Annotated in this window: 11 protein-coding genes, 2 tRNA genes and 1 pseudogene; 9 read left to right on the forward strand and 5 right to left on the reverse strand. The window is 40.5% G+C overall.

The window, feature by feature from the left end:
• The first annotated feature begins 75 nt into the window (after nucleotides 1-75).
• Complete coding sequence (gene cbl, locus A7Z29_RS07275) at nucleotides 76-1,026, forward strand: HTH-type transcriptional regulator Cbl (RefSeq protein ID WP_001011042.1); 951 nt, start codon at nucleotides 76-78, stop codon at nucleotides 1,024-1,026.
• A gap of 36 nt (nucleotides 1,027-1,062) precedes the next feature.
• Here the strand turns inward: cbl and A7Z29_RS07280 are convergent.
• Nucleotides 1,063-1,138 (reverse strand) — tRNA-Asn (locus tag A7Z29_RS07280).
• A 160-nt stretch (nucleotides 1,139-1,298) separates the two neighbouring features.
• Here A7Z29_RS07280 and yeeO point away from each other — a divergent pair.
• The 6 genes and pseudogenes from yeeO (at nucleotide 1,299) to A7Z29_RS07310 (ending at nucleotide 6,716) form a co-directional block, all read left to right on the forward strand.
• Nucleotides 1,299-2,786, forward strand: a complete 1,488-nt coding sequence (yeeO, locus tag A7Z29_RS07285) for a toxic metabolite efflux MATE transporter YeeO (RefSeq protein WP_105290018.1) — start codon at nucleotides 1,299-1,301, stop codon at nucleotides 2,784-2,786.
• Nucleotides 2,787-2,886: 100 nt separating this feature from the next.
• Nucleotides 2,887-2,962, forward strand: a tRNA-Asn gene (locus A7Z29_RS07290).
• Between the two features lie 179 nt (nucleotides 2,963-3,141).
• Nucleotides 3,142-4,422 carry a tyrosine-type recombinase/integrase gene (locus A7Z29_RS07295; protein WP_105290030.1) on the forward strand — a complete coding sequence of 427 codons (1,281 nt, stop codon included), beginning with the start codon at nucleotides 3,142-3,144 and terminating at the stop codon, nucleotides 4,420-4,422.
• Between the two features lie 88 nt (nucleotides 4,423-4,510).
• Nucleotides 4,511-4,681: pseudogene (locus A7Z29_RS23650) on the forward strand (integrase); the annotation flags it as partial.
• 311 nt (nucleotides 4,682-4,992) lie between these two features.
• Nucleotides 4,993-5,406 (forward strand): hypothetical protein, encoded by a 414-nt coding sequence (locus tag A7Z29_RS07305; protein ID WP_105290019.1) that lies wholly within the window; start codon nucleotides 4,993-4,995, stop codon nucleotides 5,404-5,406.
• The gene (locus A7Z29_RS07310; protein ID WP_157944797.1) at nucleotides 5,403-6,716 is read left to right on the forward strand and encodes a DUF6575 domain-containing protein; all 1,314 of its coding nucleotides are present in this window, start codon (nucleotides 5,403-5,405) and stop codon (nucleotides 6,714-6,716) included. The genes A7Z29_RS07305 and A7Z29_RS07310 overlap by 4 nt, the downstream gene beginning before the upstream one ends.
• 32 nt (nucleotides 6,717-6,748) lie before the next feature.
• Here the strand turns inward: A7Z29_RS07310 and A7Z29_RS23375 are convergent, their stop codons facing one another.
• From A7Z29_RS23375 to A7Z29_RS07325, 4 genes are all read right to left on the reverse strand, one after another.
• On the reverse strand, nucleotides 6,749-7,270 hold the full coding sequence (locus tag A7Z29_RS23375; protein ID WP_157944798.1) for a hypothetical protein: 522 nt from the start codon (nucleotides 7,268-7,270) through the stop codon (nucleotides 6,749-6,751).
• Between the two features lie 405 nt (nucleotides 7,271-7,675).
• Entirely contained in the window at nucleotides 7,676-9,100 is a 1,425-nt protein-coding gene (gene pilV, locus A7Z29_RS07315) for a shufflon system plasmid conjugative transfer pilus tip adhesin PilV (RefSeq protein WP_105290021.1), read from the reverse strand.
• A gap of 52 nt (nucleotides 9,101-9,152) precedes the next feature.
• Nucleotides 9,153-9,710, reverse strand: a complete 558-nt coding sequence (gene bfpA / locus A7Z29_RS07320; RefSeq protein WP_105290022.1) for a type IV pilus major subunit protein BfpA — start codon at nucleotides 9,708-9,710, stop codon at nucleotides 9,153-9,155.
• Nucleotides 9,711-10,107: 397 nt separating this feature from the next.
• A complete protein-coding gene (locus A7Z29_RS07325; RefSeq protein WP_105290023.1) occupies nucleotides 10,108-10,413 on the reverse strand; it encodes a conjugal transfer protein TraD in 306 nt (101 codons plus the stop codon).
• A gap of 645 nt (nucleotides 10,414-11,058) precedes the next feature.
• On the opposite strand from A7Z29_RS07325, the gene mobQ reads away from it, so the two are divergent.
• A complete protein-coding gene (mobQ, locus tag A7Z29_RS07330; RefSeq protein WP_105290024.1) occupies nucleotides 11,059-12,576 on the forward strand; it encodes a MobQ family relaxase in 1,518 nt (505 codons plus the stop codon).
• 129 nt (nucleotides 12,577-12,705) lie between these two features.
• Entirely contained in the window at nucleotides 12,706-13,905 is a 1,200-nt protein-coding gene (locus A7Z29_RS07335; protein WP_105290025.1) for a DUF3800 domain-containing protein, read from the forward strand.
• Nucleotides 13,906-13,944 lie beyond the last annotated feature (39 nt).

The following is a 13,944-nucleotide window of genomic DNA, read 5'->3' on the forward strand; positions in this document are numbered from 1 at the left end:
GCGGGTTTTTATTATTTGTTATGCCGGGCATTAGACTCTAACAATAATGGATGTCTGATATGCCCGGAGTTTACCGTGAATTTCCAACAACTAAAGATAATCCGCGAAGCTGCCCGTCAGGATTACAATCTGACAGAGGTCGCGAATATGCTCTTTACCTCACAGTCAGGTGTCAGCCGTCATATTCGAGAGCTGGAGGATGAACTTGGTATCGAAATATTCGTTCGTCGTGGCAAGCGGCTGCTTGGCATGACTGAACCGGGCAAAGCATTACTGGTCATTGCAGAACGTATTCTGAATGAAGCCAGTAATGTTCGACGGCTTGCAGACCTGTTTACCAACGACACATCTGGCGTACTCACTATTGCAACGACGCATACTCAGGCTCGTTACAGCTTGCCTGGGGTCATTAAAGCCTTTCGCGAACTTTTCCCCGAAGTGCGACTCGAGCTTATCCAGGGGACGCCGCAGGAAATTGCGACTCTGCTACAAAACGGCGGAGCTGATATTGGCATAGCCAGTGAGCGTTTGAGCAATGATCCCCAACTCGTCGCTTTCCCCTGGTTTCGTTGGCACCATAGTTTGCTCGTTCCTGTCGATCATCCCTTAACACAAATTACGCCATTGACGCTGGAATCAATAGCGAAGTGGCCGTTGATCACTTACCGACAGGGAATTACGGGGCGCTCACGTATTGATGACGCCTTTGTCCGCAAAGGTTTACTGGCAGATATTGTATTGAGTGCTCAGGATTCTGATGTCATCAAAACCTATGTCGCCCTCGGTTTGGGGATAGGATTAGTTGCCGAACAATCCAGCGGTGAGCAAGAGGAAGAGAATTTAATTCGTCTGGATACGCGGCATCTTTTCGATGCTAATACTGTCTGGCTGGGACTCAAGCGAGGACAACTTCAGCGTAACTATGTCTGGCGTTTTCTGGAATTGTGCAATGCTGGATTGTCGGTTGAGGATATTAAGCGGCAGGTGATGGAAAATAGCGAAGAGGAAATTGATTATCAGATATAGCAAAAAGCCCGCTATCAAAGCGGGCTTTTCAAAATTTGGCTCCTCTGACTGGACTCGAACCAGTGACATACGGATTAACAGTCCGCCGTTCTACCGACTGAACTACAGAGGAATCGCTGTTGAGGCACATCTTAACGGCGAAAAATCATTTGTCAAACCTGTTTTTTAAATTCATCAACCGTTTGCCGTTTCTATCAACAGTTTGTTGCATTTGCAGACAATTTGTCGGCGAAAATCTTTGCAGCTTTTCTGATTCTCCCTCATTATTTGAAATGTGGTTTCACTTTCTGCAATTAAGGTCGGCTTTGAATATCCTCTCAGCTTTACGCCAGGTTGTTCGCCACACTCGCTGGCACTCAAAACGTAAGAGTTACAACGTGTTGTTCTGGCGCGAAATAACTCCGCTTGCTGTTCCTATCTTTATGGAGAATGCCTGTGTCCTGTTGATGGGCGTGCTGAGCACTTTTCTGGTCAGTTGGCTGGGAAAAGATGCAATGGCGGGCGTTGGGTTGGCGGACAGCTTCAACATGGTCATTATGGCCTTTTTCGCAGCTATCGATCTTGGTACTACTGTCGTTGTGGCATTTAGTCTCGGTAAACGTGATCGACGGCGAGCCAGAGTAGCAACACGGCAATCATTGGTGATCATGACGTTATTTGCCGTGCTGTTGGCAATTCTCATTCATCATTTTGGCGAACAAATTATCGATTTTGTTGCAGGTGATGCCACGACAGAGGTTAAAGCACTGGCGTTGACTTATCTGGAACTGACGGTGCTCAGTTATCCAGCCGCTGCCATCACCTTGATTGGCAGTGGGGCACTTCGTGGCGCCGGGAATACGAAAATACCGCTACTTATAAATGGTAGCATGAATATTTTTAATATTATTATTAGCGGTATATTGATTTACGGGCTTTTCTCCTGGCAGGGGCTGGGGTTTGTTGGCGCAGGGCTAGGATTAACTATTTCCCGTTATATTGGCGCAATTGCAATTTTGTGGGTACTGGCGATTGGCTTTAATCCTGCACTACGAATCTCGTTAAAAAGCTATTTTAAGCCATTGAATTTCAGCATTATCTGGGAAGTTATGGGGATTGGTATTCCCGCGAGCGTTGAATCAGTATTGTTTACCAGTGGTCGGTTATTAACACAAATGTTTGTTGCTGGTATGGGAACCAGCGTTATTGCCGGAAATTTTATCGCTTTTTCGATTGCGGCTCTTATCAATTTACCAGGGAGTGCGCTCGGTTCTGCTTCTACAATAATTACTGGTCGAAGGCTGGGAGTAGGGCAGAGAGCGCAAGCAGAAATACAGTTGAGGCATGTTTTCTGGTTGTCCACCCTTGGGTTAACGGCGATAGCCTGGTTAACGGCTCCCTTTGCCGGGGTTATGGCGTCATTTTATACCCAGGATCCCCAGGTTAAACACGTGGTTGTGATTCTTATTTGGCTAAATGCTTTGTTTATGCCTATTTGGTCGGCCTCATGGGTATTACCTGCTGGTTTTAAAGGTGCTCGTGATGCCCGCTACGCTATGTGGGTATCTATGTTGAGTATGTGGGGATGCCGAGTGGTAGTAGGTTATGCGCTGGGAATTATGCTTGGCTGGGGCGTGGTTGGCGTTTGGATGGGGATGTTTGCTGACTGGGCCGTGCGTGCTGCGTTGTTTTACTGGCGGATGGTGACCGGGCGCTGGCTATGGAAATATCCTCGCCCTGAACATGAAAAGTGTGAAAAAAAGGCAGTTGTGTCGGAATAAACGACAAAACGCAGAATATTTCAGCAAACGATTTCAAAATTAAAAAACAGGCTTTGACAATGTAGATGGGCATCGTTAATATTCGCCCCGTTCTCACGATTCCTCTGTAGTTCAGTCGGTAGAACGGCGGACTGTTAATCCGTATGTCACTGGTTCGAGTCCAGTCAGAGGAGCCATTTTAAGGGAAGCAGACGTTCACTGACGTCTGCTTTCTGCATTTATATCAACTGCTTATCCCCTTCTTCAGGTTCACCCTCGTTCGTTAAAAACCGCTCGAATCCACACTACTTTGCTGGTAAAAATGCTGGTAAAGCTGGTTCGATTTGCGTTTTACCAGCACGCGGAGGGAACCGTCATGTCACTTACTGATACTAAAGTAAAAAATGCCAGACCAGCGGAAAAAGCCGTTAAGCTCACTGATGGATTTGGTCTCTACCTTCTTGTGCATCCCAATGGTTCAAAATACTGGCAGTTAGGCTATCGCTTCGATGGTAAACAGAAAGTGTTTTCCATTGGCGTTTACCCCGCGATTTCTCTTGCTGATGTCAGACAACGACGTGATGAAGCAAAAAAGCTGCTTGCTCAGGGAATCGATCCTAACGCTAAAAAACAGGCTGATGAAAAAGCTCTGCAGGAAAAGCGGGATAAAACCCGTTCGTTCCGTGTCGTTGCCAGAAGCTGGTTTGCCACCAAAACGAAATGGTCAGAAGATTACGCCGATACGGTATGGAAGCGCCTTGAGACCTATGTATTCCCGGATATTGGCGACAGCAACGTTTCAGATCTGGATACGGGTGATCTGCTTGTTCCGGTTAAAAAAGCAGAAACGCTTGGCTATCTTGAAATTGCCATGCGGATCAAGCAATACATCACTGCCATCCTGCGTCACGCCGTCCAGCAAAAACTTATGCGCCATAATCCTGCTTACGATATGGAAGGTGCTGTGCAGAAACCAGAGACTGAGCACCGTCCTGCACTGGAGCTGGAAGAGCTCCCCCTGCTACTTGAACGTATTGATGCCTACAAAGGCCGTGGACTTACCACACTGGCGATTAAACTCAATCTGTTGATTTTCATTCGTTCCAGTGAACTCCGCTATGCACGATGGTCAGAAATCGACTTCAACAGTAAGTTATGGTTGATACCAGAAAAGCGTGAAGCGATTGAGCGCGTCAAATATTCCACGCGTGGTGCAAAAATGAAACGCCAGCACTTCGTTCCCCTCTGCAGGCAGGCTCTTAAGATACTGAAAGAGATCCGCCAGCTTACCTATGAAGAAGGTAACGAAGCTGGATTAATTTTCACTGGCTGTTATGACTCATTCAAACCCATGAGTGAAAACACCATCAACAAGGCGCTGCGTAAGATGGGCTATGACACCACGCAGGACATCTGCGGTCATGGTTTCCGAACACTGGCATGTAGTGCTCTGATTGAATCAGGGCTATGGTCTGAAGATGCGGTAGAGCTTCAAATGAGCCATAAGGAAAGCAACAGCGTTCGTGCTGCCTATACCCATAAGGCCAAGCATCTTGAACAGCGAAGGTTGATGCTACAGTGGTGGGCAGATTTTCTTGATGCAAACCGGGATGGGATGGTCAGGCCGTTTGAGTTTACATCGATAGCTCAGCTATAAAAAATTTCTTGTATTTACTCAATAACAGAAGCTCGTGAGATCGGGCTTTTGTCGTATCTGAACCAACAGTTTTCCTCATTGTTTCTACACGCAGCATGGGTTTAGATCGATATTCCGTGATTGGGCTGGTGAAACGACCAACTACCCGCGTGAGGTTATTGGACATGCTTTAGCGCACCAGTTGGCAGATAAGGCTGAAGCAGCATATCAACGTGGGACGTTATGGCCTAAACGGGTGGCGTTGATGGATGATTGGTAGGGACATTTCCTTACAAGTACTTAACCGTTACCCAACAAGGCATTAAAATTATACATTGTCAAATGGAGTTTAATAATAACGCAGGACGCCTGTGCTTACTGCTTGCGATTCAGGCCTATAGAGCGACCTTATCATAAAGTCAATCACAAAGAAATAATCATTAAAATTCAATAACATAAAACAATAAATGTGAAATAATTCATAAATGTGATTTTAAAATCTGGTTTTGAACAGTCAATAGTCTTATAGTGTTGATATAACTGGTTTTAATTACTTTCTTTAGAAAACCTATCAGATACCAAGAGCTAAATATGGATGAATTAGTAAATGAAGGTGGAGAGTATCCTGATTTTTATCCAGCAGAACCTTCATTACCACCGAATAATTCAGTTGATACTGAAGGTGGTTTTTATCGTTTGGTACGTGCAGCTCCCCCAACACCAGAATGTTTTTTAAGTACTCACGAAGAAAATCCAAACAGACATAAGCGATGCTTTACTATCGAAGACAAGGAATGCGTCTATGGAACAAGTTTTTGGGGTTCAAAAGACGCAGTACTAAAAAAGCAAGAGGCACTCCCTGAGGCATTAGGAGACAGAATCTTAGCTTTTGGTATTCTTGATAAAACAATGGGTAAAATGAAGCAAACGCTCGAAGCCGAGCATTTTACCGTATGGTTCAAGAAAAATATAATTATTCACACAAATTTTCAAGAGGTGAAATGATGAAACACATATTCCTTTCACATCCATTTCTTGGAAATTTGAAAATATTAAATGTTTACATTGAATATGAAGGACCTCGCTTATTTTCTCTTGAAAATGAAACGGGAGCATCATTCATCTCCTATTGGATTGGTGATGAAGAAAATCATGAGAAGTGGTTCTTAATCCCATGTTCAAAAGCTAGAGTCATTGCCTTTGAAAAGAAAAAAATAGATCTAAAAAAACTTTTATCTCAGCACGAGCAAGACCATTTCTATAGAATAGAAATGCCATTTGATCATAAAAAAGAATGCTCGTTTAATCCACTTCCGTCAAAAGACATTTATGGGATAAAATTACCCAAAGAAGGGATTTTCGTAGATAAAATAAGAGTATTCGATAATAGCGCAGTAGATTTTAATCTAATACCTACTCATGAAGTAAAAATATCCAAAACAAATAAAGACACCAAAAGTAATGTTCTTTTAAATCACCTAACGAAGGTTTGCGAAAATTTTTGTGACTTAGCTCACGGTTTTAACTCTTCGAGAAAGGTTAAGAACAGCAATATTCAAGCACTTAATGCTAGATATGGTTCGTTTGCAATAAATTTACATGCAAATGAACTTGAAAAATTTGAAAAAATATTTAGTGAGATAGCTGTATTGATGCTTAATAGGAAACCTGTCTTACCATTTATTCTCAAAAACAATATAGACATAAGGTCATTTTGCGGTCTACTAGATGCAATAGTAAGTACTAGTGTCAATTTTCAATTTACAAGTGTTCACGCCAAAGATCGTGTAATCAACATAAATAAAAATGATGCTATTGTTTATCTTAAAGAGTTGTCGGAAAAGTCTTTAGAATACATATCATCCATTAGAGTCCCTCAAGCAAATGACATCGAAAAGGTGTTCTTAATTGTTGATTTAATCTGGCAACAAGAGGTGATAAATGATGAGGTGCTTAATGTCGAACCAAGACATGTTAGTTATTATAAACATGCTGCCAGAATTCTAGACTTTGTGAAAAGTGATGGTTCATTAACGTCTTTAGGACAAAAAATTGCGCTAACATCGAATAAAGATAAGCGTATGAGTATTACAGCTAAAGCTTTTGAGGAAAGTGATTGTGGATGGGCTTGGATTAACTGGAGCGACGTTACGGAAATTAAAGATGTAGATCCAAATACGGCCTCAGAATTTCTTCGCGAAAGATGCCCTTCCCTTACAGGTACAACTGTAAAAAGAAGAGCCGACACCTTAACCTCTTGGTATAATAAATTAACCCCTTATTATATAAGCTATACTCCTGATACCAAGGAATGATATTTCGATAAGAGCAAGAAGTAATCTTGCTCTTATTCTTTAGATGTTTCTATTTTTTCTGATAATTTCTTTAATTTCTTGATGAATACGTCCCAATTATAGGCACCGACCGCGCCAGACGCTGTATATCCAAGCATAACCATAAGAGAACTTGAATTATCATTGACAGTCCCAGTCAAGATAAGTAAACCACACTGTAAAAAACAAAAAGTTAAGATGCCAATAATTGTTGACAATAGAGGAGAAAACAAATACCCCCATAAATGGTCAACATCAAAACTTTTTTCCAGAGCTGAGTATTTATGCAATGAGGTTATACTGCGAATAGCCCCACCTAAAACAGATCCTAAAATAGTATAGATCACCAAAACAAGGCTTTTATCATTGACAAGCTTGGTATAATCATCTAATAAAATTGAAAGAAAAGAATAGTCTTTCGACCAAGCCATCAAAAGATATTTGACACAAAAAATACAATACAGTGAAACATAAACTGCTAGTACTGAAATAAGTAATTTAGAGGGACATGATTTTTCTGGGGTACTTTGTGTCATAACAACGCTTTAACCACTATATGTGAATGTCTCTACATTATAATTTTATAGTCAATAAAATCCAGACATTTTATACTTAAATTGTGTTAAATTTTTAGTTGATACATTACATTTATAAAGGGCCTTACGGCCCTTTCCTTTTCCCTTTAAGGGAACTCTCCATTGGAGAGAATACATATCCCCACACTTGGGGGCAACTTATTCAGCCCATTGGGCTGTAAACAACTCCCCATATACGGGGCAATCAGACACTTCATTGAAGTGAATATCTTTAAAAGACATTTATTAAATAATATATTATTTATTGAAAGTCAACATTTTTAATAAAAATATCGTGTTTAAACACATGCATAAAAATATTTTATTGATGTTTTACAGTTATTAATTTTCAAATAACATAAAGTTTTAATTAGCTAGTTTTACGGCATAGCATTTAAGATTATCTATTGTGCACCTATCGTCATCTTCCGTACAAGCATCCGAACCTGTTAGCATCCAACCTTGTGAAGCTAACCCTGAATTATTTAAATAAATTTGACAAGCATTTCCATAGTTTTCTCCTCCAGTAAGCATCCATGTCATATTCCGCAAAGTTGAATTGTTATTTTTCCATATTCCATTAGCACACGATAACACTCGACCTGCACTGTCTCGTCCAACCAGACCATTAGGCGTACATTTCGCATTTAATGTTGCCTGACCATTCAGGTGGATATATTCACCCGCTTTGATCCTGCCTGTTGATTCAATTGTTCCGTTGGATTTTATTGTTCCAGCAGTTAGATTACCTGACGCATAGATATTACCCGCATTGTTCATATAGGCTTTAACTGTTTTCCCGGTTCCAACCCCAACCGTTCCAGACGCATACAAATCATAGGTGCGAACACCGCCAGCCCAGCCAGCAGGCAGATCGTTTGGATTAAGTCCGTTCGTGGCAATACGGCTACCAAACTTCGCCAACCCTGTTGTTGATAGCGTGTTCAGATAGGTATCGGATTTTACCTTCAAGCTGTTGTTGATATTTACAGGACCATTAAGGGTCGAAGTTCCACCCACAGTCAGATCTGATGCAACAGACGCATTACCCGTTGTCTTTAGTGCTCCGGTTGTTGTTGTCCCTGATGCCGTCATATCTTTGATGTTTTTGATGCTCTTACCACCAAGATTCAGATCACCCGTCATCGGCAACGTTCCATCACGACGAAGATAAACAGAATACATTGAAGAGTTATACCCCACGCGGTAAGCCAGTAATCCACCACCCGTGATATTACTGTAGCTATTAGAGTTCTCACTCCACTGACCACCATAGCCAGAAGCTATCTTAGTGTTTCTGCTCATCCCACCATCAACACCTGCCGCCTGAACTGCTTTACCTAACAGATCATAGCGAATACGACCACCTTCTTCCCACGGGCTGGCGGTTGTTATAAGACCATTGATGACGTAATCCGGCGCTGTTCCTGAACGCTTTAACACAATTTTGTAAGATGCTTTTTGCGCGTTCGTTCCTGTATAGCCTACAGGCAACAGACCTTCATTAATTAACGTCTGGTAAGTGATTTCACAACCAGCAGCCGAACAGGTTCTTGGTGCCGGATCGCTGCTTTGATTATTGGATGATGACAGTGTGGAAATCTTGTCATAGCGAATACTGATATAGCGGTTAACCGCTTCACCAAGCTGTTTAATCTGTGTTCCGACGTTATCAGCCAATACCGCTTCCTGATTGTTTCTCATATCCTGAAATTTCATAAAAGCGATAAGTGTTCCAATACCTAACACAATACTGACTTCCAGTAAGGTAAATCCTTTTTTCTTTATCATAATTATCTCCCTGTTTTAGCAATAAGAAAGAAAAGGGCCTGCGCCCTCTTCATTAAATAGACGTGAAAACTAATGTATTACTTGTGGCGTTATTACAGGCCGCTGCCGTAGCAGCCACATCGAGTGTTCCATCCGAAGCCTTCACAACTTTTGAACCGACTTTAGCGGTATAAAAGTTGCCTGCCGCCGCAGTGGTTATTTTCACACATTCCGCTGCTGGCACATTATCGTATGTAATAGTGAAAGAAGAGCCAGCCACTGATGATGGGCCAGTTGCTGCCGCAGCCAGCGTCACATTACCTTTAAAGGCATTGATGGGTTTAGCTGCCGTTCCTGACCCACTTAACATATTGTCAGGGAAGATTTTTGCCTGAACAGCCACAGTATTTGTCAGTCCAGTAAAGCTTGATGCTGATGTGTATAACGCTTTAACACCTGCCTGTATGGTGGCAATGTTATTGGATTCTGCCTGTGCTCTTTGTGAAGCCTGAACCTTGGGATACACGATAAAAGCTGCTACCACTAATGCAGCAATGATGCCTAAAACAAGCAATAGTTCGAGTAGTGAGAAACCTTTCTTTCTTTTTCTTTTGTTATTTAATAAAATCATTATTATCTCCTTTTTTTGTTTTAATGATACCTCCTGTTATAACGCTTCTCTCATATCTGGCAATAGAAATAGCAAGATATATTTAACTCTGTCTGACAGACGGATGAATTAAAAAAGGCAAAGATTTCTCTTTGCCTTCCGGGAGATTTAAAAACAACATTTTTTATCACTACTGTCATTATTACTTCTCCATGGGATATTTATCATATCTGATAAAAAAGTAATAATGACGTTCACTACATAAAGATAAAAATTAACAGATTACTGGTCGAACAGAACGCTTGATTGAAAAGGAAAAAATATTAATAAAGGATTATCCTGCGTTCTGTTCTTTTATATAGATAACAGATAATAATTAGATATCAATACCTGAATCAAAATAAATTTAAATATTTTTTTATTTTTGTCTTCCATCCATTTGAGCAAGAAACCATCTCCCTGCTTTTATATGTTTTATTTTCTCAATGTCATTCAGGTCAGATGCTGAAAGCAAAATCCCCATAACAAGCTCTTTATCCACCTGTTCGATATCACACTGCATAGCTTTAGCTACTTCCGCACCAAGTATAATTTTTAGCCGGGTTTCAACTTTCTTTCGTTCTGATTTTTCCAGAGACTTAAGACGATTAAGTTCAAGCTGAGCAAAAGCAACCTTTTGCTTTAATGTTTTTTCTGTTCTTGGCCTTTTTATATTATCATCCATAGTTATCACCTCTTGTTGTTTATACGTATTTAATTATCACAAAGAGAAATGACGTCAAATTTAGTCTGTTTTGCTTAGGAATATGATTACGGTTTACTCTAAAATAAAAATGTGCAACACATGTGATAGTAATTACTAACTTAAAACATCCCGTACTCTCCGCGTTACTTATTTTTGCGCATTCGTGATTTTATTTTCACCTGTCATTTTCAAACTCTATTTTCCCACCTCAACCTGTGAATTGTGCAACACATAACACTATCTGTTTTATTCATTTTTTCCATCAAATTTAGCTATCCCGCCTTACGGCGGGAATAATGAATACTTCTTTTGCCCTTACGGGCCTTTTCTTTACTCTTTTTGTCCTGCGGACGTGAAACCTACACCTTTAATCCAGTTTGCGCCGCTTAACACGGCGTATTATTTTACAACCATACATATATTTCGTATTAATTAATAAGAGGGGCATTTTACATTGGCTTATTTTCTTAAAGACAATGCCCACCTATACACTGCTACGCAGTGTGTGGGGTCTACCGACGGTTGCCTGCCGCAGGCTAAAAGCAAAACCAAAGTCAACGTCAACCCCGAAGTTTTTCTGACGAAAAACTAACAGCAGCATATATATTTGAGGTTATATTTTTAATGGCGATTTTTCATCTGGATTTTAAAATTGTGAAACGAAGCGAAGGCATGACTTCCGTTGCGAAAGCTGCCTATCATGCCCGTACACGTATTACGGATGATCGCATTGGTGAAACATACGATTTCAGCCACAGAACAGATCTTCATGGTCATATTATATTAGCCCCTGTTTCCGCACCCTCTCATATTGTTGAAAGCTCGTCAGCACTCTGGAATGAAGTTGAAAGAGTGGAACGCCAGAACAATGGTCAAACAGCCCGTTATTTTGATGTCGCTATTCCCGTAGAACTCAGTAATGATGACAAGAAAAAATTGGTTGCCGAATACTGCCAGAAGAACTTTGTTGAGAAAGGAATGATAGCTGATATCGCATTCCACGATTTAGATGGTAAGAATCCCCATGCTCACGTCATGTTAACCCTGAAAACCATTGGTCCCGAAGGCTTCGGTAAAAAAGACAGAAGCTGGAATGATAAGAAGATAATGCTCCAATGGCGTGAGTCGTGGGCCACCATGTCAAACAGCTACCTTGAAGCCGCAGGCAGTGAAGAACGTATCGATCACCGTTCTCTCAGATCGCAATGTGCTGCTGCCCTTACCCAAGCAGAAGAAGCTTTCAGCACTGAAGAGAAAGCATTCTGGATTGCTAAGGCAACGGAAACCAATCGTCCAGCAATGCAACGTGTTCATCGTGCTAAATGGAATGACAAAGAGTCTCAGGAACAACGAGCTGCTGAACAAGCTCAACGCGATCATCAAATTGAGGAAGCAAAGAAGGTCTACACCACATTCAGTGAGCTACCACTGGAGATCGTGGTTGATGTTCGCTCTTACTCTGTTTACCAGCTTCCTGAACCGGAAGAGATCGTTCTCCCTGACTTCCCGGCTACAACTAAACAGCAACCTGTTTCAGCGACACCAGCCATAAGCAGAAGACCAGCAGCAAAATCTTACCGTAATCCTAATAAGGTCAGTAAAGTAAATGTTTCAGGGAGGAAATCTCCCGCTCTGATTGTGCCTGAACCAACTGCATCCACTAAATTGAAAACCCCATCTCTTCAAAAAACCAGAGCGATGAACCGTGCTCCTGTGAGGAGTAGGAAACAGACCAAGCCCCGCCAGAATGGTTTGTTTAAGCGTTTCACGCTGCTTGTGGTGGGATTATTCAAAGATAGATTTGTATGGGCCAGAAGGAAACCCGATACCACTGATGCTGACCATGATAAGCGTATCGCAGAGAACTATGTCTATGATGAAGTGTTGGGTGTCAATGTCCCACGCTCAGAGTTTGAAAAACGCGCTAAGTTTAACAATGATCATACATCACCAGAAGCAGGCGTCTATGGCAATGAATCAGACCATGACAAGACCGTTCGTTTTCCAAGTCGTCCTAAACTGGAAGAGCCTAATGTTGATAAGAACATGGATCTCATACCATCCATCCCATCAGATGGCATAAAAAAGAGTACAATACTAAACCAAAACCATCATGGATTCATGAGAAACAATAAAAGTTAATTACATCTGCAAATTTTAATAAAAATAAATAGGTCATTTGGCTAATTGTATAGTTATCATTATTTTGTTATCTTGCCACAATTGGGAATGTTATTTTATTTATTGATACATGATACATTTGAGGATAACATGAGCAAAAATAGCAAGTTTAAAAGAGATGCAAAAAAGAATACAGAAAGAAAAAAACAGAATAGAAAAAATGATAAAATCATAAGAAGGAAAATGTTAGTGCCAAATATTTACTTTGACGAATCTGGCAATACTGGCTCAAATCTATTAGATCCTAATCAGCCTGTCTTTTCGTTAGCAAGTTGTTCTTTTTCAGATAATGATGCCCGAAACCTTATCGGATTACTCAACTCCCGCTCACCACTGGAGGCTCATTTTAAAAATCTTAAGCGCAGAAAAAATGGACAAGATGCAATAATAAGGTTCATGAGCAGCAAATTAATTAACACTAACAATATAAAGATAAGTATATTTTTAAAAGATTTCATGATAACAACTAAAATTGTTGATATCTTAATTGAGCATATGATATATTTAACTGGAGAAGATCTTTACTTAAATGGCAGGAACATTGCTTTATCAAATATGCTATATTATTGCCTACCCACATTCTGCGATAAAGATTTAGTAGCAGAAATGTATTCATCTTTTGTCAACATGATTCGTGGACAAGAACAAGAGCAGATTGATAAATTTTATTCTGATGTTGAAAACGTTAGAGAATCCTCTAGTCATGAGCAATTCAAAAGAGATGTAGACCTTATATTTCAAACTAGAAATGTTATTCATGATGCATTAAACGGAGTTGATAAACTATCTTTAGATCCATCTATTCCTGCACTATTTGCACATTGCGTTCAATGGGGAAATGACTATCCGAAAGGCTTTCATATAATCCATGATGATTCCCACAGCATCGAAAAACAAAAATTGCTCTTTGCACAATTTATGGATTGGTCTCAATCTGATGTAGAATTAGGCTATGATCGCCGTAAATTCAACCTCCCATTAAAAGGGAAGTCATTAATATTTGCTAACTCAGAAGAACATTTACAATTACAGGTCTCAGATATTATAGCCAGTTCTTTTTCATATTGGGCAGCAGGAGTAAGTAGAGGTGAGACAGAAGATTATTTATTTTTAGAACTGAATAAACTTAATCTAGACAGGTTTATCGGAAATAATAAAATATGGCCAACTATGGATATTACGCCTGAAGAGTTAGGCACAGTACATAATGGCGGGCTTAATGCTGCTAATAATATTCCATTCTTTTTACAAAATGCAGTCCCTAATCCAGACGTTATTAACGCCTCATAAATATTTGTAGAGTCCGTTGTAAAACGGGCTCTACAAAAC

It is taken from the genome of Escherichia sp. MOD1-EC6842, from assembly GCF_002965705.1.
Lineage (GTDB): Bacteria > Pseudomonadota > Gammaproteobacteria > Enterobacterales > Enterobacteriaceae > Escherichia > Escherichia ruysiae.